The sequence below is a fragment of the Microbispora rosea genome, assembly GCF_900156315.1.
Classification (GTDB): Bacteria; Actinomycetota; Actinomycetes; order Streptosporangiales; family Streptosporangiaceae; genus Microbispora; species Microbispora rosea.
The window spans coordinates 14,639-32,511 of record NZ_FTNI01000020.1 but is presented as its reverse complement, the minus strand read 5'-3'; the positions used below and the strand labels follow the sequence as shown (position 1 = coordinate 32,511).

The following is a 17,873-nucleotide window of genomic DNA, read 5'->3' as shown; positions in this document are numbered from 1 at the left end:
AATAGGTGAATGGCTCGTCCGGCTGCCTCGTGGCGTGATCGGCAGGCCGCGGCCACGGTCATTGGCCCACGGCGGTCACCGCGGCTGCTGTTCCGCGATGACCGCCCAGTCGTCCGCCCCGCGACCGTCGGCGACGGCCTGATCGAAGACAGTCCGCAGGAGTTCACCGATCGGGAGCGGGATGTCATGGTCGTTCGCCGCATCGAGCGCGAGGTGGAGGTCCTTGCGGCCCAGGACCGTAGTGAATCCGGGCGGCTGGTAGCGCCGGTCGGCAATCATCGACCCGTAGCCGGCGTAGACGGTTCCCGGGAAGAGTGTTGAGGTCAGCAGTTCGACGAACTGCCCCGACTCGACACCGGCGCCTTCTGCGAGGCTGACAGCCTCGCCCAGCGACTGGATCGCGCAGGCGATCAGGTAGTTCCCAAGGATCTTCACGATGTTGGCCTGCTCCGGACGATCGCCGAGTCGCCAGGTCCGCGAGCCGATCACGTCGAAGAGCGGCTGCACGCGGTCGATCAGCCCCTGCTCGCCCGCCGCGAGGATGTTGAGTGCTCCGGCTTCGGCGACTGGAACACGGCCGAAGACCGGTGCAGCGACGTACCCGACACCATGCTCGGCGTGCGCTGCGCCGGCCCGGCGAGCCAGGCCGGCGCTCACCGTCGCGAGGTTGACGTGAACGGTCCCGCCCGGGGCCCTAGCGAGAACACCGGAGTCGATGAACGTCTCGGCGACGGCCCGGTCATCGGCCAGGACCGAGAAGACCACCGGCGAGTGCATGGCCTCTGCGACCGAGGCGGCTCGACGGGCACCCGCCGCGACAATCTCGTCCGCGGGCCTGTCGGAGCGGTTCCACACCACGACGTCGTATCCGGCCCTCAAGAGGTTGCGTGCGATGGGCCGCCCCATCGCTCCCAGTCCGATGACCGCGATGTCACTCATTGGAGAACCCTCTCTATGAACCGTCTGAGGCGGTTCCACGATGTCACGCGGGATACGATCGTGTCGAACCGGCTAAGACGGTTCGATAGGTGTGGTCGCTCACTGCGGAGGCCGGGATGACCGAGGACGTACGTCGTGTGTTCCGAATGGACAACGAGGTCCTGGCGTTCCGGTTCACCGCCACCCTCAGCGATCGAGCCGGCATGGCGCCGCGAGAGCGGCTGACCGACCCTGCCCGGCTGAAGATGTGGCTGCAGGCGACAGGGCTTGACGCCACGGACGTGTCGCCGACCGATCTGAAGGACGCCGTCGAGCTGCGCGAGGCGATCTACCGCATCGGGTCGGCGATCGCCGCAGGTGAACAGCCCGATTCGAAGGATGTGCGCACTCTCAACACGGTCGCGGCCGCTGGGCACGCGAAGGCCGCGCTCGAACGCGATCTCGCAGGATGGCGCCTGACCGAGACGACGCCTGTCGGTGACGCCCTCGGAGTCCTGGCCACAGATGCCATCCTCATCCTCGGGGGCCCCCACCGAAGCCGCATCAAGAACTGCGAAGGCCCCGGATGCGCGGGGCTCTTCCTTGACACCAGCCGCGGAGCCAACCGCCGTTGGTGTTCCATGAACACCTGCGGCAACAAGGTCAAGAAGGCACGACTCGCCGGCAGCTGACCTGACAGCCGTGATCAGGCCCGGCGAGCCCGGCCACTTGAGGCACCGCTTTCTCGTCCGCGCCTCCGTACCGCCGGCCCGTACTCAGATGCGGCTCAGTTGAGCACGTGAATCCGCGGCGCTTCGGCGCTGACAGCCAGCGTTCGTTCACAGTGTTCGCAGACCAGCCCCGCCGGACGCACCAGGTTGGTCTGGACCGAGTTCTGCCCGGCCTGCTCAGCTTCAGGACAAAAGGAGCCCAGATGCAGACGTACCCACGGGATCGCGCTCGGCGCCATCGCCCTCTGATCCCGCTTCGCATCGTGGAAGGGCGCCAACCGTTTGGGCTGTTCAGAGATGGCGGGCAGGGTCGAACTGCCGACCTTCCGCTTTTCAGGCCGACCAATCACTCTGCCGAGACAGCGATAACCGTCGTCAGAGGGCTGCCGACGACAGCCGGCGTGTGCTCTCGCGTGGGGAGCTTGCTGTCACCTCGGCCATTGTCACCCGATGGCAAGGCCCGACGGGGATGTCCGCGGCAGCGCTTGACCGCCAAGACCGGCCTGGACTCCCACCCGCCCTGACCCCAGCCATAAAGCCTCTCTAGTTGATCCGGAAGACGGGGAAGTCCGGAGCGATCGCCTGCACCTGTTCCTCGGACGCGCTCGCGTCGACTCCCTCGAAGAACCTTCCGACCTCCCAGCCCCAGCGCTTCAGGTACGCCCGGAGAATGGCCGGCTTCTCGTCGTCGGAGAGCTCGCTGGCGGTGAACGTTTCGATGCGGCGGCCCACGTGTAGCTCGCCGTTTCCGGCGACTCGCAGGTTGCGGACCCACTGAGTGACGCCTCGGGGTGCGACCAGGTAGCGAGAGCCGTTCAGGGTCAGCACGTTCACCGGCGTGGTGCGCCATTCGCCGCTGGACCGGCCGCGGACGTACAGGATGCGAGAACCCCAGATGCTGATCCCGATACGGGTCAGCCCGGCAACCGTACGGTTGAACAGGTGATCCATGCGGGTCGGTTCGATGTAGCGGGTCATGGCCAGCTCCTCAGCACATTCCTCCGAGAGCACTGCTCTCGCCCGAGAACAAGAATGCTTGAGAAGACGCTCACAGTCAAGAGCGGCGCTCTCTGATCTGTGCGCCGATCTCGCCGCGGAACGCACCCGGATGGATCACTTCGGGGGCTACCGCACCTGGCATGGCCTACGCGGCGAACAAAAAGCCGAGCCATCCGTAAGGGGGCCAGCGGGGATGGCCATGAGAGAGCGGCTCTGGGGGCGCGCAGTGCGCTACCCCATAGCTGACTGCTGATGACGCCGTTGCGGAGGGCATGCCCTAGCCGTAGCGCCTCTCGCCGTTGCCCTCATTGAAAATCAAAAACGCCCCGGAGCGTGATCGCTCGGGGCGTTTGGACTGTTCAAGGATGGTGGTCAGGGGCAGGGTCGAACTGCCGACCTTCCGCTTTTCAGGCTGAGCAATCACCCTGCTCCGTCCCCGGGACGCGAGGTCAGCGTGGCTGTACAGGTGTCGTCGGGCGCTCATGGTGGCTGACGTTGTCGTCAGTGCTGTCGTCAACTGGCCCACCGCAAGCTAACAAGCGCCTCCCTGAGGACTGTCACGACCGCTACGGCCCAGATCCGGCCCGCATTCTTCAGGCATTGGCCGACACCGCGGCCGTAACTATATCGCCTCAGCTGGCCGACTCGCTACCAGCTGACCTTGTTTCTACCGACCCGCGTTCATTTTCGAAAGATTTCTCGTAGCGATCGATAATATCTTTGGCGTTCTCTAGAATAGAAGAATCCATCCGGCCAGAAGTGACCGTCAATAGCAAGAATAGGGACGCTTCACCTTCACGTTTAATCCCACTTATCAGTATTGATAAAGCAACCAAAGCGATTGTAATACCGGCTGCTGCATTGACCTGCAAGTAGACCCCGACAGCTACGGCACCTAACGGGAAGGCACACCCCGTCCTAAACTCCGCCTCAGAATTAGTTCGATCATAGGCATTGTATAGTTCCTGGTCGTGACCTATTAGGCGCACCGGAATTTGCCCAATGTCATTCGAAAGCTCGCGCATGAACTCCCAGATTGCTCGCATGCGTGGGGGAGTTGAAGGTGACAGCATTGACGCCATCAATTTAACTCCATTAGCGATGCGAATGGGTAGAATGCCGCGCAAGCCAAACTGATACGTCTCCTGGTAGGTAACTAGACCTCGGCTACGCAAGATACTGCGCAAAGTTACACGAGAAGCCTTTCCCCCAATGAATATAGAAAGGAATCCGTTGATACGCCTAGAGATCGATGTCGAAATGATCCCGATCATGTAAGCTAAAAAGCTGAGCCCGATCCCTACTCCCGACTCTCCCATGCTGTCTGCTAGCCTGTAGACGTCGACTAAGAGTCCAGCTGCATGGGCCGGTTCGGGAAGATGGCGAGCCCAAATCAGCCAAGCAAAGAATAGCCAGATATAGCCAGCGGAAATCGGTGCCCGAATCTCGCGAATACCTGGTAACAGGTTAGCCAGCATGCTGAATTATCGGATGCCGTGCACCTTTCGTTACATGCCTATCGGCGCCGAATCCCATACCAATAAAAAAGCACTTCACTTCTGTGATTCGCATTGCCCTGGTCTCGGCATGCAGCAGAGGTGCCTCCCCTCGCAGCTGATCGCTAAAGACTCCCTCATCCGCCTCGCCGAATGTCAGGTCCTGCCTCTTGGGGTTCAGCAGGGCGCGGCAGGCAGGCCGCTGGAACTCCTTGAGATGGCTGCACGGCTCGGGCTGGTACAGCCAGGCGGGGCCTGGTCGGCGGCTGCTCGTGTCGTCACCGACTACGTGATCGGCATCGCGCTCGTGCCAGGCGCCCCAGTCGATCCAGATTGTACGGAGACCGGCGGCGCGTCCGCCGGCTATGTCAGCGGTCAGGTCGCCACCGATCCTCGGCAGGGCGCTTTATTCACCATCGAGCAATCACCCATCGTCATCGGATGACGAGCGCGGTCCTTATACCAGCCCCTTGAGGGGGCAGGAGAGCCGTTGAGCTTGTGAGGCCAGCAAACGGGATCACCCGCCTGCACTGCGCCAGGGCTCCGCACTCTCCACCCTGAGCTGTAAGCAGAGGTGTTAGCAAGAGGCTCTCCCGAGATGTCGGGCCTCTGACGTCGAGCCGCCTAAGGGAATCGACCCCTTGCCCCTTCATTACGAGTTAGGTCAAGACCGTCCAGGACCGTCCGCGGTTGTCTTCTGGGCCTGGTGGGGCGGTCTCTGCAGGATCCCTCAGTCCACGGTCGTCCAGGTCCGTCTAGACCTGTTGTTAGCACTCGGGTTAGCAAGATCATCGGATTGGGTGCTCGTGAGGGAGGGGGTCACGTACCTTGTCGACGCACCGCTTACTGCTTGCGCCGAACTTGGCGAAGTTTCGCCGTCCCTGGGTGAGGCTCAGTCCGTAGTTGGGACCACCGCGAACCTCGTCGGCGTCATGCTCATCCTGGCCGTCGTCCTCCCAGAAGCACACCGGGCAGATCTCGTGCATGCCCCGCTCCTCAAGAGTGAGGAACCCGCAGCACGGACACGGATACAGCTCGTCGCCCTTACGACGCACGATGTTCATGAACGTCACCACCGCACGGTAACGCACCTGTCCATCTGCCCCTGGATCCGCACTGAGCGGACTACATTGCAGATCACCTCGCGGCAGTCCGGTCAGCCTTCGCCGTGCATGATCTCCATCGCTTGGAGCACGTCCGTGACGACGTGGTCCGCCTCGTGCTCCTGATTGGGCCCGTTCCCCGGTCGACCCAGAGCGTACGCACGCCGGCGGCCCGTCCCCCACCGATGTCCTTGATGAGATCGTCACCACCCATCCATCCACCGGCGGCCAGGGTCGAAGAGCGCGAGCCTCTGCACGACCACCACCCCACGGGCAGAGCGTCTTCTCAGCCGGTGACGGATGGATACCGGGCCGCCGCGAGGTCGTCGGCGAGATCCTTGATGGTGAGGTCGACATTCAGTGTGGTGACCACCGCCTGTGTCAGCGGGCGGAGCGCGCAGACGTGCCGCACCGCGTCCAGGTCCACCGGAATCTCGTAGTAGTCCTCGGCGAACCGCCGGAACGCCTCCGGAGACGGATCGGTGAGCCGCGCGAATAGGTATGACGCCCCGTCGGGGTCGCTCGCGCCGTCAGGGTAGTCGATCTCTCCCAGCCGCCAGCAGTCGTCACCGGTCCCGCGCCACAGGCAGGCAGTCAGGACCGGCATCCCGTCCTCGTCGCAGAACGCGGGCTCGGCCACGCAGTGCCGAAAGACCTCGGGAACCGAGTCGAGCACCCCCGGCCACGGCCCGTCGTTGTCGTACGGGCTCATCGCCGCCTCGTGGTCGAAGCCGCGGATGTAGGCACCCGCTGCCGAGAAGACGATGGAGTACTCATCTCCGGAACCGTTGCGCATCGAGGCCATCTCCTCCCCGGGACCCCACCCTGCGTCGAAGCAGTGGTAGCGGCTCTCCCACCCCGGGCTGAGGATGGCCTCCAGCACCGCCATGGACCGGCACAGGTCACGGAGCACCGGCACATCGGGCAACAGCCGGGCCACGTCGTGAGCGGACATGCTCTCCATCCAACCGCGCACGGTAGCGTGATCCGGCGCTTCTCCGACCGACCGGAACAACCGGCTTCCAAGTCAGGACGGACCTTCCGCTTTTCAGGCGGAGCAATCACCCTGCTCCCCCGGCCCGTGCCGAGGTCAGCGGTGCTGCTCGGATGCCGACGTGCGCCCATGGTGGCCGAAGTGTCGTCAGCATTGTCGTCAACTCTCGTATTACCTCAGGCATGGCCACCCAGTGCCGGTTCCCCACGAGGGAGGGACTTGGCGTCGATCGCCCCTACCACGACCGGCGCACGCCGAGTACGCGATCGTCACGGCCTGGGCCACTACGCAACGTTCCGATCCGTAGGCCGCACGGTGCCGCGTCAATCCGAGTAGTACTCCGCGTACCGCCGAGACCCTCGCCGAGTACGTCCGGCCGGTCCGCTGAACCGGGGGCGGCTCACGCTCGGGCGAGCAGACCGGCGAGGGTGGTCTGCAGGATCTCGCCGTACATGGTGGCGAAGTCCACCCGGGAGCCCGCGAGCCGGGGGTCGGACGTGGCCTCGACGATGGTCGGGGTCGGGTTGCTGAACGACCACAGGCCCACCAGCGCGACGACGGCGTACTCCGTCAGCGTGAGAGCGTCACCCGCGCCGAGGGCCGGCACCCGCTCCCTGACCAGCCCCGCCAGCCGGGTGCGGTGCTCCAGGTCGATGAACTTGTAGGCGCGCACGGTGCCGGCGGAGACGTTCCGCTCCAGGACGGTCGGCAGCAGGCTCCACAGCTGGCACAGGACCGGCCGGGCGGCGAGCGAATCGGCCCAGGCCCGCATCACCTGGTCGGGCTCGCACGGCGCGGCCGGCCACTCGTCCGCCAGCGCGTCGAGCCAGGCCAGCCGGAGCCTGGCGAGCAGCCCTAGGAAGACGCCCTCCCGGCTCTCGAAATAGCGCACCACATGCGTCTTGGACACCCCGAGCCGGCGCCCCAGCTCCCGGAGGCTGATCTCGTCGGCGGGCATCTCGGCCAGCAGCGCCTCCGCGGCGTCCAGGATCTCCTGCTTGCGGAGCTCCCGGTGCTCGGGCCGCCTGGCCCGCTGGAAGGACGGCGCCTCCACCTCGTCCATCGAACCTCCTCGCGCACCGCGGATCATGGCAGCTCCCCACATTAGCGGTCCATCGGACACTTGATACGTGTCCACTGGACCGCTATAGTCATAAAGGTCCGATGGACACCTATATGAGGAGTATTTCCGTGATCACTTACCCGAACCTGTACGTCGGCGGCCAGTGGGTCGCCCCGGCCACCGCGGACGTCCTGGAGGTGCGTTCCCCGCACGACCGCTCGCTGGTCGGGACCGCGCCGCACGCCGCCCCCGCCGACGTCGACCGGGCGGTCGCCGCCGCCCGCCGGGCGTTCGACGAGGGCCCCTGGCCCCGGATGAGCCCGCAGGAACGGAGCGCCGTCGTGGAGCGGTTCTCCAAGCTCTACGCGGTCCGCGCCGAGGAGTTCGCGGCCCTGGTCACCGCCGAGAACGGCTCGCCGCTGTGGTTCACCCGCTGGACGCACCTGCAGTCCCTCCCGGAGATGACGGAGGCGTACGTGCGCGCCGCCGCCGCTCTCGGCTGGGAGGAGGAGGTGGGCGCCGTCGGCGACGCCACGACGCGGCTGCGCCGGGAACCCGTCGGCGTGGTGGCGGCGGTGATCCCGTGGAACGCTCCACACCAGTCGGCCCTGGTCAAGCTGGTTCCCGCGCTGCTCGCCGGCTGCACGGTCGTCCTGAAGGCCTCCCCGGAGACGGCGCTGGACGCCCTGGCGCTCGCCGAGGTCTTCGACGCGGCCGGGCTGCCCGAGGGAGTGGTGAGCATCCTGCCAGCGGGCCGCGAGACCAGCGAGTACCTGGTCGCCCACCCCGGCGTCGACAAGATCGCCTTCACCGGCTCCACCGCGGCCGGCCGGCGCATCGCCTCCGTCGCCGGGGAGCAGCTCAAGCGGGTCAGCCTGGAGCTGGGCGGCAAGTCCGCCTCGATCATCCTTGAGGACGCCGACCTGACGGCGGTCGTGGCAGGCCTTAGGGCCCTGTCGCTGGGCAACAACGCCGAGAACTGCGTGGCCCACACCCGCATCCTCGCCCCGCGCAGCCGCTACGAGGAGGTCGTCGCGGCGCTGGCCGCCATGATGGAGGACGTCCGGGTCGGCGACCCCTCCGACCCCGAGACCTTCATCGGGCCGATGGTCCGCGCCGACCAGCAGCAGCGGGTGCGCTCCTACATCGAACTCGGCGTCGCCGAAGGCGCCCGGATGGTGACCGGCGGACTCGAGACCCCTGACGGGCTGGAGGGCGGGTACTACGTCCGTCCGACGCTGTTCGCCGATGTCGACAGCGACATGCGGATCGCCCGCGAGGAGATCTTCGGCCCCGTCCTGGTCGTCATCCCGTTCGACGACGAGGACGACGCCGTCCGCATCGCCAACGACTCCGAGTACGGCCTCGGCGGTGGCGTGTGGGCCGCCGACCGGGAGCACGGCATCGAGGTCGCCCGCAGGATCCGTACCGGGTGGATGACCGTCAACGGCGCCGCCCCGACCTACGACGGCGCCTTCGGCGGCTACAAGAGCAGCGGCATCGGCCGCGAGTTCGGCGTCGCCGGCCTCGCCCAGTACGTCGAGTACAAGACCATCGCCGCCTGAGGACCAGGAGGACCATCATGCGCGAAGCCCGTGTCACCCTCGGGCACACCGACATCTCCGTCCGGCCGATCGGCCTGGGCTGCATGGGGATGTCCCAGTTCTACGGCGACGCCGACGAGGCGGAGTCCGTCGCCACGATCCACGCCGCCGTCAAGGCCGGCATCGACTTCTTCGACACCTCCGACATCTACGGCGCCGCCGGCGCGGCCACCGGCCAGTCCCAGAAGGGCTTCGGCCACAACGAGGAACTGCTCGGCCGCGCCGTGCGCGGCCTGCGCGACCGGGTGGTCCTGGCGACCAAGTTCGGGGCGCGGCCCTCGGAGGAGGGCGGGGTGGTCTACGACGGCCGCCCGGAGTACGTGGCCGCCGCCTGCGAGGCCAGCCTGCGCCGCCTCGGCGTCGACCACATCGACCTCTACTACCTCCATCGCCACGACACCGCCGTGCCGATCGAGGACACCGTCGGCGCGATGGCCGAGCTGGTGACCGCGGGCATGGTGCGCGCGATCGGGCTCAGCGCGGTCGGTCCGGACATCCTGCACCGGGCATCCGCCGTGGCGCCGATCTCGGCCCTCCAGAGCGAGTACTCGCTCTGGGCCCGCGAGGTGGAGCAGGAGGTGCTGCCCGCCTGCCGCGAACTGGGCATCACCTTCGTCCCGTACAGCCCGCTGGGGCGGGCCGCGCTCGCCGGCCGCTTCACCAGCGAGACCTCGTTCGAGGGTGACGACTTCCGCTCGACCCTGCCCAAGTTCCAGGAGGAGAACTTCGCCGGCAACCTCCGCCTCGTCGAGGGGCTGAAGGCGTTCGCCGCCGAGCGCGGGCACGCCCCGGGCCAGGTGGCCCTGGCCTGGCTGCTCGCCCAGCCGTACGACATCGCGCCCATCCCCGGCACCAAGCGGCCGGAGTACGCGCGCCAGAACGCCGCCGCGACGGCCGTTCCGCTGAGCGCGGACGACGTCGCCCACCTGTCGGGCCTGTTCGACCCCGCGCGGGTGCGCGGCGGCCAGTACGGCGCGCTCAACGCGCGCCCCCAGCACTGATCCGGAAGGAACCACATGACCGACACCCAGCGGGAACCCGGCTACGAGGCCGCGCTCGACACCGCCGCGCACCTGCTCGGCAGGAGGCTGGAGCCGTTCCTGGAACCCGGCCCGGGCGAGCCGGCCAACGCCGCCGACTTCATGCGCCTGGCCACCCGGCACACCTTCGGCGACGCGTGGCCGCGCACCGACGTCCTCGACACCCGCACCCGCGCCCTCGTCTCCGTGACGATCGCCGCGACCCTGGGCACGCTCGAACCGCTGCGCGGGCAGCTGCGCATCGCGCTCAACAACGGCGTCACCCCGGAGGAGATCGTGGAGGCGTTCGTGCACATCGAGGCGTACGCCGGCGCGGCCCGGGCCTTCGACGGTTACCGCGTCGCCCGGGAGGTCTTCCAGGAGGTTCACCAAGCGTAAGCCCGTTGACGGGGCGGCCTCATGATCGACGCCGACAGGGACCAGAAGAATGTTCTCTTCGGCTGGAGGAGCTCCGGATGAGGATACGCGGGGTCGTCGCCTGGCTGGCGGCGTTGTCGGCGGTCGTGGCGGCCTGCGTCCTGTGGGCGCCCGCCTCGTGGGCGGGGACGCACAAGTACCGGCCCGTGATCTTCGTGCACGGTTTCAGCGGGTCGGGCGCCCAGTTCGAGACGCAGGCCAGGCGGCTGACCGGCAACGGCTACCCCATCGGCCTGATCGAGTCCCACGACTACGACTCCCTGTTCCAGATCAACACGCGCGAGCAGGTGTACGCGGGCCTGGACGCGCGGATCGACCGGCTGCTGGCCGCGTCCAGGGCCGACAAGGTCGATCTGCTGGCCCACTCGCTGGGGACCGGCCTCATGCAGGAGTACCTCCGCAGCAGCCCGCAACGGGCGGCGAAGGTCGCCCACTACGTCAACCTCGACGGCTCCAGCTCGGCCGACCAGCCCGGCGGGGTGCCCACGCTCGCGGTGTGGGGCGAGGGCTCGCCGGACCGGCAGGTCGGCGGTGCCGTGAACGTCAGGTTCCCCGACCAGTCGCACACGCAGGTCGTGTCGTCGGAGGAGACGTTCGCGAAGTTCTTCGAGTTCTTCACCCGGCGGCGGCCCCGCACGACCGACGTCCAGGAGGAGCGCGGCAACATCCGGCTGTCCGGGCGCGCGGTGCTGTTCCCGAGCAACGCCGGGGCCGACGGCACGCGGGTCGAGATCTACCGGGTCGACCCGCGTGACGGCGAGCGCCTGACGCGCAGGCCCGCCGCGGTGTTCCGGATCGGCCCGGACGGCTCGTGGGGCCCGTTCAAGGCGCGGGGTGACGCGCACTACGAGTTCGCCGTCGTGTGGCCCACCTCGGTGCACCACCTGTACTTCCAGCCCTTCCGGCGCTCGGATGCGCTGGTGCGACTGCTGACGAGCCCGCCCGGGGAGGGCGCGGCGGCGTTGATGGAGTCGGGCCCTCATCACGCCAACCTGGTCATCAGCCGGCAGAAGGAGTGGTGGGGCGACCAGGGCGTGGCCGGCGACTCGCTCAAGGTCAACGGGACCGAACTGCTCAACCCCGCCAACACGCCGCGCAGCAAGCGGGCGATCGGGCTGTTCGCCTACGACGCCGGCGTCGACCGCGTCACCGACCTCGGCGCGCCCATCCCACAGTTCTTCGCCCAGCCGTTCCTCAGCGGCATGGACGTCTTCCTGCCCGCGGGCCGCCGGCCGATCAGCGTGGTCGCCACGCCGCGCGGCGGGGGCGGCGAGCGCGACGTGCTGACGGTGCCCGCGCTGCCGTCCGACCGGCACCGGATCTCCATCACGTTCGACGACTACACCGGCTGACGGCCGGTCCGGCCGTTCCCCGGCGAGGCGCCGGGGAGCGTCACGTCCGTATGCCCGCCAGGAGGTTGCGGACCAGGGCCGTCGCGTACTCCTCGGTGATCGGCATGTTCGGGAACAGCAGCAGCCGGTGGTAGAAGGGGCCCCAGAGCTGGTCGACGGTCACGTCGAGATCGAGGTCGGGGCGCAGCTGACCGCATTCCTGGGCCTGCCTCAGCACCTCGACGGCCAGATCTCGCCGCGGGCCCGAGTAATGGCGGAGCAGCACGTCGGCGAGGTCGGGATCGGTCTGCGCCTGGCCGATGATCCCGGCGATGACCCGGCCGGCCGGCGTGCCGGTGAGGAGCCGGGCGAGCGAGCGGAGCTGGGCGACGAGGTCGACCTCGACGTCGCCGCCGTCGGGGAAGGCCAGCGCCGACTCGACCGCGTGGAAGTATCCGTCGAGGGCCAGGGCGCCCTTCGACGGCCACCACTTGTAGACCGTCGTCTTGCTCGCCCCGGACAGCTCGGCGACCCGTTCGATCGTGACGCCCGCCATGCCCTCGTCGAGCAGCAGCGCCCCCGTCGCCGCGAGGATCCGCGCGCGCACCTCGGCGGCCGGCCGCCGCCCGCGCCCTCATAGAACGGTCCGATCGTTTCCCGGACTGGGAGGATCACGGGCTCGTCTTCCCCTCACGCCGCGGCACACCCATGGAGCCGGCCAACCTACGACGTAGCTGGAGCGAGATCCGGAAAGCGGCTGGACTGGGCTCGGTCCGTCTCCACGACCTTCGTCACACCTGTGTGAGCCTCCTGCTCGACATGGGCATACCGCCTCACATCGTTCGAGAGATCGTCGGACATTCCGACATCGAGGTCACCATGACGATCTACGCGCACGCCTCCCTCGACGAGAAGCGCAGGGCCCTCGGCAAGCTAGGCGAAGCACTGAGCTGACGCGACCACTCCACACGGTGAAGCGCTCCAGGAGGTCCTGAAGCGCTTTTCCACGTTCCCTAATAAAGCCACTTCTCGCTGTGGCGATGCCTCGTAGGCTCCGGTTCCTCGACCCGTAGCAGGGTCAACCGAACGCGTTGCCGAGCCTTCCGTTCAGCGATGCTCGTGTCTCCGCCGATGCCCTTGTAGGACCCGCCCACGTCATGCCTGTAACGACGGCCGTCCTGCTCTTGTATGCGCAGCGGCATCGTGTTGTCAGTCCGGCTCACAGCATGGATTCTCCAGCCCTTGCAACCTGACCGCCCTGACTACTGTCGTCAGCGTTGTCGTCAGAACAACAAAAACGCCCCGGAGCGATCTTCGCTACGGGGCATCTTGGCTGTTCGAAACTGGTGGTCAGGGGCAGGGTCGAACTGCCGACCTTCCGCTTTTCAGGTGTGGCGATCAGGCTGATGGGCCGCCTCGACCAGGTGCCGACGGGTGGCCAAGAGTGCCCTAGGTGTGGTCTTGGTGGCCGACGTTGCCGTCAGGGTTGCCGTCGTCACTCAGCGAGGAACCACCCGCGCACGGACGCCTGGAAGATCATCGAAGGCGGCCGAGGCGTCCATTGTGATCACTGTTCTCGCAGTGGCCGCGGCCGTCGCTGCGATCAGCAGATCGTACGCTCCCCGAGATTTACCTTCTCGTCGGACATGCGCCATGAGACGAGCATGGACTCTGGCGACGTCCGTTGTGTACTCCTCGACGGGAATCAACGCCAGGACTTCGTCCACGAAGGCCTGCCGATTCGGTCGTCGGGCTGCATCGGCCATCTCCACGCCGACGAGCAGTTCGGCCACAGTGATCGCCGCAATGGCCACGTCATCGGCGTCCTCGATCACGGCGTCCACGGATGCCTTGCCTCGCTCGGCGGCGATGAGCACGCCCGTGTCCAGGATCAGGCGTCGGGCCACGTGCCCCTCATCTCATCGTCGACCGCCTCACGGGCCGCCGCGACATCAGCCTCGAAGTCCGCGTCCAGTCTCCCCGCGCTTCTGGCCAGAAACGCCTTGACCATACGCCCTGGCGCGGTGGGCGCGGGGCCGATCACGGCGATTTGCTTCCCGCCACGGGTCACCACGATCGTCTCCCCGCGCTCGGCCTCGTCGAGGACGGTCGCGAAGCTGCGAGACGCTTCGGTGGCAGTCATCACCTTCATGAAATCAGATTATCTGATCCAGCCTCATCTGGATGACCGTCCGCCGCGTTTGTTGCCGTCAACGGACACGAAAACTCCCCGGAGCGATCTTCGCCTCGGGGAGTTCGGCTGTTCAGCGCTGGTGGTCAGGGGCAGGTGAACTGCCGACCTTCCGCTTTTCAGGCCGCACAACCACCCTGATCACGCACGGCAAGCCCAAGTCAGACGGTGGTCGACGGTGCCCGGGGGAAGCCTCTGGTGCCCGACGTTGCTGTCACCGCTGCTGTCACGTCGGAAACGGTCAGCGATGGGCGAATTTGCACTTCAATGCTGTAGAGCCACGAACGACGTGAGAAGCGCCAAGGGCATCGGCTCTTACCTGGCGCATCCCCTCATGGTCAGCCGTTGCGGCATCCACAGCCGGCGGCCGGTCGTGGCCTCGGCGGCGGTCTGAACGGGGGGGCGGCGCTGATCACCGCGGCTCAGTTTTCGGCGGGCTGCCGGTTTTCCTCGGCCTTGCGTTCCTCCCAGGTCGGGTCATCCATGGGGTTGCACGGGCGCACCTCGCCGACGATGAGACGTGTGCCCAGCGTCACGCTGTCCCCCTCCTCGCTCACTTCCATCACCAGCGTCTGCCCGCTACTGATGTGCCTCGGATCGATGTCCATGCCACGGCCGTTCGGCCGGGCCACATTGCGGACAGCGGTCTTTTCCCACTCCTCGGGAGTCTTACCGATGGGAGAATCGACGTTCTGGCCCCTGTCCCGCGCACAGATCTGCCTCGAATTGAGGTAGGTGATATCGGCGTTGACACCCAGGTCTTTGAGGTCCTGCTCCAACTTGTCGGCGTCCCGAAACTCGTGCAGCTCCACCCGGATCGTGCCGTCGTCGTTCTTGGAGATGGCGTAAGCGGCCGATTCGGAACCGGTAAGTAGCGGAACGGCGATCGCGGCCACCGCGGCCAGCCCGGCGGCCGCCGTGACCATCATGAGGCGGCGGGTGCGTCGGCGTCGCTCGACCCGGGCACCGTACTCGGCCTTGAGTTCCATGAGTATCTGCTCCTCGAAGTTCATCCACTGATTCCTTCCATCGAGAAGGGGAGTGCCTTGAGCGCCCGCCGAGCTCGGTGCAGCCGCACCTTGGCGGCCCCCGGCTGGATCCCGAGAACTGCCGCCGCTTCGGTAACACTGAGTTGGTCGATGACGACCAACTCGAGCATGGCCCGTTCCCCGTCGGGCAGTCCGGCCATGGCCTGGAGGGCCTGCCTGGAGTGCCGGGCGGCGTCGATGCGTTCCTCCAATCGCGCTATGTCGTCCTCGTTCAACTGCCGTCGGCCGCTCGCGCGTGCCGTCAGCTGCGACTCCCTGAACGCCCGCCGCCGCTCGGCAGACAGCGTGTTACGTGCCACGCCGTACAACCAGGCCACCTCGCTACCCAGCTTCGGCCGATACGTATGTGCGGAATCGAGCACCGCCATGAACACCTCGGCCACCAAGTCGGCAACAGTGTGCGGATCGTCCACGCGGCGGGCGAGAAAACGAGTGACCGCGTCAACGTGCCGCCGGTAGAAGGCTTCGAAAGCCGCGAAATCTGGAGCGATCTTTGCCTGCTGGCGACGCACCGGCCCGGCTCCCTTCGTCGATTACATCCCTACTTGGTGACTTGCGATGGCTGGGTTACGCCCAGATCGTCAGAAAATTGGGAGAAGCCGCGCCCTTTGCCCGATTTCGTCGACGCTGGCGCCCCTACGCACTCCTGGCTGGTGAAAGTCTTTGGACCTGGGCACCGCGTCGAAGAACCCGAGAACATCCGCCCCACGGTTCAAACGCCTGATCAGCTGCGGCAGCCTCCCCCAGTCTGCGAGTTCACTCACCGCGTGCGACCTCCTGTCGCACCACCTCGTACGCTGTCGACCCGCCGCGAAGCGGCAGCGGGCCGGTGATGGAGCGTCAAGCTCGGCTTCGCGTGTACGTTCACCTGGCCGGCGGTTCCTCGGCCATTGGACGCCAACGGTCACAGCCGGGCTTGATGCGGAGTCTCCGGTACCGGTCTGCTGGGCTTGCCCGGGTCGATGGCGTGCGAGGTGATCAGCCTTCCACCCCAGCCGCTTACGGACCTCGCCCTGAGCTCGTTGATCACCTCGGGGCTGGAGATCCCCGCCGGATCCCGCCCCTGCTCTCTCCTTCGATCAGCTCGATAGCCTGCCGTAGTGAACCTTAGGCAGCGTGCCGTTGGTGCGGTCGTCGGCTCTGCTGTAGGCGACGCGCTGGGTGCGCCATTCGAGTTCGGGCCGGCGGGCGCGTTCTCCTCCCGCTTCCCGGTACCGGGTGCTGGCGGCGAAATGAGCGGAGGCGGCGGCTGGGATGCCGGGGAAGCCACTGACGATACTCAGATGGCCATACATGTAGCCGAGTCACTGCTGGAGCACGGCGGCCTAGACCTACCGGACATCTTCGCCCGCTTCCAGCGGTGGGCGGCCGATGACCCCAAAGACATCGGACTACAGACCGAAGACGTACTGACCCGCGGACTGCCCTGGGACCAAGCCGCCACCGCCCACTACCGAAGCAGCCACCGAGCCGCCGGCAACGGCGCACTGATGCGGGCCAACCCATCGGCGGTGTACTTCGCCCGCGACGGCCAGCAGGTCACCATGGATGCCGCCCGGCATATCGCCGCCCTCGCCCACGGCGATCCGGCGGCATGGGAAGGCACCGCGATCTTTCACGACCTGATAAGTGTCGCCATGGACGGGGCGAACCCCTTGGACGAGCTCCCACAGATCCTCGCCGCTGTCCAACCCGGCCCCGTATTCGCGCGGAGTGCCAGTGCTTTCGGAATGGCTGGGACGCCTCGCGCGAGGTTCCGAAGTGCTGCGCAGCCAAGGGCGGCAAGTGCTGCGAATCTCGCCTGTCCACGCGCATGGTTCAGTCGGTGCATGCCGTACTGCGGAACGCGCTGGAATGCGCCGTACGGGAAGAGATCATCCCGCGTAACGCGGCCAAGCTCGTCAAGGTGCCCGTCCCGAAGTACAAGGTGAACCGCGGCCTCACTGTGCCCCAGGCGCGGGCGACGCTCAAGGCCGCCGCCGAACATCGGCTCTCTACGCGCTCTACGTCCTGGCGCTCTGCTTCGGCCTGCGGCGCGGGGAGCTGCTCGGGCTCCGGTGGGAGGACGTCGACCTCGTCGGAGCGAAGCTCGAAGTGGTCCAGACCCTCCAGCGAGTCGCGGGCCGTCTCCAGTTCGTCCGGCCCAAAACGGAAGACTCGGCCCGTACGGTCCTGCTACCGCCGATCTGCGTTGAGGCGCTGCGCGAGCACCGGCGCCGGCAGTTCGCCGAGCGCTCCGACCGCTGGCCGGACTGGGAGGATCACGGCCTCGTCTTCCCCTCCCTGCGCGGCACGCCGATGGAGCCGGACAACCGGAAGGCGATCAAGCAACGACTCGTCACGTTGAGCGGCTGATCCTGCAGCTCCATGCGCTTGACCCAACAGCGCAGGAAGCTCGCTACCCATCACAACGCAGGGTTCTCCCACCCTCGACAACGTCCACTGCATCGACCTGCGGGCCTTCCACCTCGCGATGGAAGGCGTAGCCAACTACTTCACTGGCTCGGATGTAGGGCTCACCGACTACTTCGAAACGCGCGACGAGATCGCCCGGGAGATGTACTGGCACTACGGCGATTGGTGACGTTGCTGTCAGCGTTGCTGTCACTGGGAATCAAAAACGCCCCGGCCATGATCGGCTCGGGGCTTTTGGGCTGTTCAAGAGTGGTGGTCAGGGGCAGGGTCGAACTGCCGACCTTCCGCTTTTCAGGCGGACGCTCGTACCAACTGAGCTACCTGACCTCGGCGGCTGCCGCCGTACGCGGTCCTGACGGGACTTGAACCCGCGACCTCCACCTTGACAGGGTGGCGAGCACTCCAAACTGCTCTACAGGACCTTTATGTCCGGGGGGCTTTCGCTTCCCCGTGTTGTTCGGCTCGCCTAGCTTACCAGCTTCCGGTAGGTCTTCGACCTTCCGTCATCCGGCGCGCCCGACG

Annotated in this window: 21 protein-coding genes and 3 tRNA genes; 9 read left to right on the top strand and 15 right to left on the bottom strand. The window is 66.9% G+C overall.

Annotated features, from left to right (window positions below):
- Nucleotides 1-75: 75 nt before the first annotated feature.
- Complete coding sequence (locus BXA11_RS25760) at nt 76-939, bottom strand: NAD(P)-dependent oxidoreductase (RefSeq protein WP_076438617.1); 864 nt, start codon at nt 937-939, stop codon at nt 76-78.
- Nucleotides 940-1,055: 116 nt separating this feature from the next.
- Here BXA11_RS25760 and BXA11_RS25755 point away from each other — a divergent pair, with 116 nt between their 5' ends.
- Nucleotides 1,056-1,610, top strand: a complete 555-nt coding sequence (locus tag BXA11_RS25755) for a CGNR zinc finger domain-containing protein (RefSeq protein ID WP_076438615.1) — start codon at nt 1,056-1,058, stop codon at nt 1,608-1,610.
- A 582-nt stretch (nt 1,611-2,192) separates the two neighbouring features.
- Here BXA11_RS25755 and BXA11_RS25750 read toward each other — a convergent pair.
- The 3 genes from BXA11_RS25750 to BXA11_RS42400 form a co-directional block, all read right to left on the bottom strand.
- Nucleotides 2,193-2,627, bottom strand: coding sequence for a nitroreductase/quinone reductase family protein (locus BXA11_RS25750; RefSeq protein WP_076438612.1), 435 nt, complete (start codon nt 2,625-2,627; stop codon nt 2,193-2,195).
- 387 nt (nt 2,628-3,014) lie between these two features.
- Nucleotides 3,015-3,080: transfer RNA gene (locus BXA11_RS25745), tRNA-Phe, on the bottom strand.
- Nucleotides 3,081-3,280: 200 nt separating this feature from the next.
- Nucleotides 3,281-4,126: a hypothetical protein gene (locus BXA11_RS42400; RefSeq protein ID WP_143734516.1), complete on the bottom strand. Its 846-nt coding sequence runs from the start codon at nt 4,124-4,126 to the stop codon at nt 3,281-3,283.
- Here BXA11_RS42400 and BXA11_RS25740 point away from each other — a divergent pair.
- Nucleotides 4,125-4,589 (top strand): hypothetical protein, encoded by a 465-nt coding sequence (locus BXA11_RS25740; RefSeq protein ID WP_143734515.1) that lies wholly within the window; start codon nt 4,125-4,127, stop codon nt 4,587-4,589. The two genes, BXA11_RS42400 and BXA11_RS25740, sit on opposite strands and share 2 nt — an antisense overlap.
- 343 nt (nt 4,590-4,932) lie before the next feature.
- Here the strand turns inward: BXA11_RS25740 and BXA11_RS25735 are convergent, their stop codons facing one another.
- The 4 genes from BXA11_RS25735 to BXA11_RS25725 all read right to left on the bottom strand — a co-directional run bounded on the left by BXA11_RS25735 (nt 4,933) and on the right by BXA11_RS25725 (nt 7,304).
- Nucleotides 4,933-5,208: a CPCC family cysteine-rich protein gene (locus tag BXA11_RS25735; RefSeq protein ID WP_076438780.1), complete on the bottom strand. Its 276-nt coding sequence runs from the start codon at nt 5,206-5,208 to the stop codon at nt 4,933-4,935.
- A gap of 73 nt (nt 5,209-5,281) precedes the next feature.
- On the bottom strand, nt 5,282-5,461 hold the full coding sequence (locus BXA11_RS45665; protein ID WP_342202872.1) for an HAD hydrolase-like protein: 180 nt from the start codon (nt 5,459-5,461) through the stop codon (nt 5,282-5,284).
- 72 nt (nt 5,462-5,533) lie between these two features.
- Nucleotides 5,534-6,202, bottom strand: coding sequence for a hypothetical protein (locus BXA11_RS25730; protein WP_076438778.1), 669 nt, complete (start codon nt 6,200-6,202; stop codon nt 5,534-5,536).
- A 439-nt stretch (nt 6,203-6,641) separates the two neighbouring features.
- Entirely contained in the window at nt 6,642-7,304 is a 663-nt protein-coding gene (locus tag BXA11_RS25725; protein ID WP_076438609.1) for a TetR/AcrR family transcriptional regulator, read from the bottom strand.
- Nucleotides 7,305-7,432: 128 nt separating this feature from the next.
- Between BXA11_RS25725 and BXA11_RS25720 the strand changes: the two genes are divergently transcribed.
- The 4 genes from BXA11_RS25720 (at nt 7,433) to BXA11_RS25705 (ending at nt 11,717) form a co-directional block, all read left to right on the top strand.
- A complete protein-coding gene (locus BXA11_RS25720) occupies nt 7,433-8,869 on the top strand; it encodes an aldehyde dehydrogenase (protein WP_076438608.1) in 1,437 nt (478 codons plus the stop codon).
- 17 nt (nt 8,870-8,886) lie between these two features.
- Entirely contained in the window at nt 8,887-9,909 is a 1,023-nt protein-coding gene (locus tag BXA11_RS25715; protein WP_076438606.1) for an aldo/keto reductase, read from the top strand.
- Nucleotides 9,910-9,924: 15 nt separating this feature from the next.
- Nucleotides 9,925-10,326, top strand: coding sequence for a carboxymuconolactone decarboxylase family protein (locus BXA11_RS25710; protein ID WP_076438604.1), 402 nt, complete (start codon nt 9,925-9,927; stop codon nt 10,324-10,326).
- A gap of 77 nt (nt 10,327-10,403) precedes the next feature.
- Complete coding sequence (locus BXA11_RS25705; RefSeq protein ID WP_076438603.1) at nt 10,404-11,717, top strand: lipase/acyltransferase domain-containing protein; 1,314 nt, start codon at nt 10,404-10,406, stop codon at nt 11,715-11,717.
- 40 nt (nt 11,718-11,757) lie between these two features.
- Here BXA11_RS25705 and BXA11_RS25700 read toward each other — a convergent pair whose 3' ends face one another.
- On the bottom strand, nt 11,758-12,303 hold the full coding sequence (locus tag BXA11_RS25700; protein WP_076438601.1) for a TetR/AcrR family transcriptional regulator: 546 nt from the start codon (nt 12,301-12,303) through the stop codon (nt 11,758-11,760).
- A 29-nt stretch (nt 12,304-12,332) separates the two neighbouring features.
- Between BXA11_RS25700 and BXA11_RS25695 the strand changes: the two genes are divergently transcribed.
- Nucleotides 12,333-12,650 (top strand): tyrosine-type recombinase/integrase, encoded by a 318-nt coding sequence (locus tag BXA11_RS25695; RefSeq protein WP_275409714.1) that lies wholly within the window; start codon nt 12,333-12,335, stop codon nt 12,648-12,650.
- 545 nt (nt 12,651-13,195) lie between these two features.
- Here BXA11_RS25695 and BXA11_RS25690 read toward each other — a convergent pair.
- The 4 genes from BXA11_RS25690 to BXA11_RS25675 form a co-directional block, all read right to left on the bottom strand.
- Nucleotides 13,196-13,603 (bottom strand): PIN domain-containing protein, encoded by a 408-nt coding sequence (locus BXA11_RS25690; RefSeq protein ID WP_076438599.1) that lies wholly within the window; start codon nt 13,601-13,603, stop codon nt 13,196-13,198.
- Nucleotides 13,588-13,839 (bottom strand): type II toxin-antitoxin system Phd/YefM family antitoxin, encoded by a 252-nt coding sequence (locus tag BXA11_RS25685; RefSeq protein ID WP_239105034.1) that lies wholly within the window; start codon nt 13,837-13,839, stop codon nt 13,588-13,590. Before BXA11_RS25685 ends, BXA11_RS25690 begins: the two co-directional genes overlap by 16 nt.
- A gap of 470 nt (nt 13,840-14,309) precedes the next feature.
- Nucleotides 14,310-14,900: a hypothetical protein gene (locus BXA11_RS25680; RefSeq protein WP_076438594.1), complete on the bottom strand. Its 591-nt coding sequence runs from the start codon at nt 14,898-14,900 to the stop codon at nt 14,310-14,312.
- On the bottom strand, nt 14,897-15,448 hold the full coding sequence (locus BXA11_RS25675; protein ID WP_204053720.1) for an RNA polymerase sigma factor: 552 nt from the start codon (nt 15,446-15,448) through the stop codon (nt 14,897-14,899). The genes BXA11_RS25680 and BXA11_RS25675 overlap by 4 nt, the downstream gene beginning before the upstream one ends.
- A 588-nt stretch (nt 15,449-16,036) precedes the next feature.
- Between BXA11_RS25675 and BXA11_RS45790 the strand changes: the two genes are divergently transcribed.
- Nucleotides 16,037-16,867, top strand: coding sequence for an ADP-ribosylglycohydrolase family protein (locus tag BXA11_RS45790; protein ID WP_083744577.1), 831 nt, complete (start codon nt 16,037-16,039; stop codon nt 16,865-16,867).
- Between the two features lie 163 nt (nt 16,868-17,030).
- Nucleotides 17,031-17,291: a site-specific integrase gene (locus BXA11_RS25665; protein WP_076438591.1), complete on the top strand. Its 261-nt coding sequence runs from the start codon at nt 17,031-17,033 to the stop codon at nt 17,289-17,291.
- 310 nt (nt 17,292-17,601) lie between these two features.
- Here the strand turns inward: BXA11_RS25665 and BXA11_RS25660 are convergent.
- Together BXA11_RS25660 and BXA11_RS25655 are read right to left on the bottom strand one after the other, a co-directional pair.
- Nucleotides 17,602-17,678 (bottom strand) — tRNA-Phe (locus BXA11_RS25660).
- Between the two features lie 20 nt (nt 17,679-17,698).
- Nucleotides 17,699-17,773, bottom strand: a tRNA-Asp gene (locus BXA11_RS25655).
- Nucleotides 17,774-17,873 lie beyond the last annotated feature (100 nt).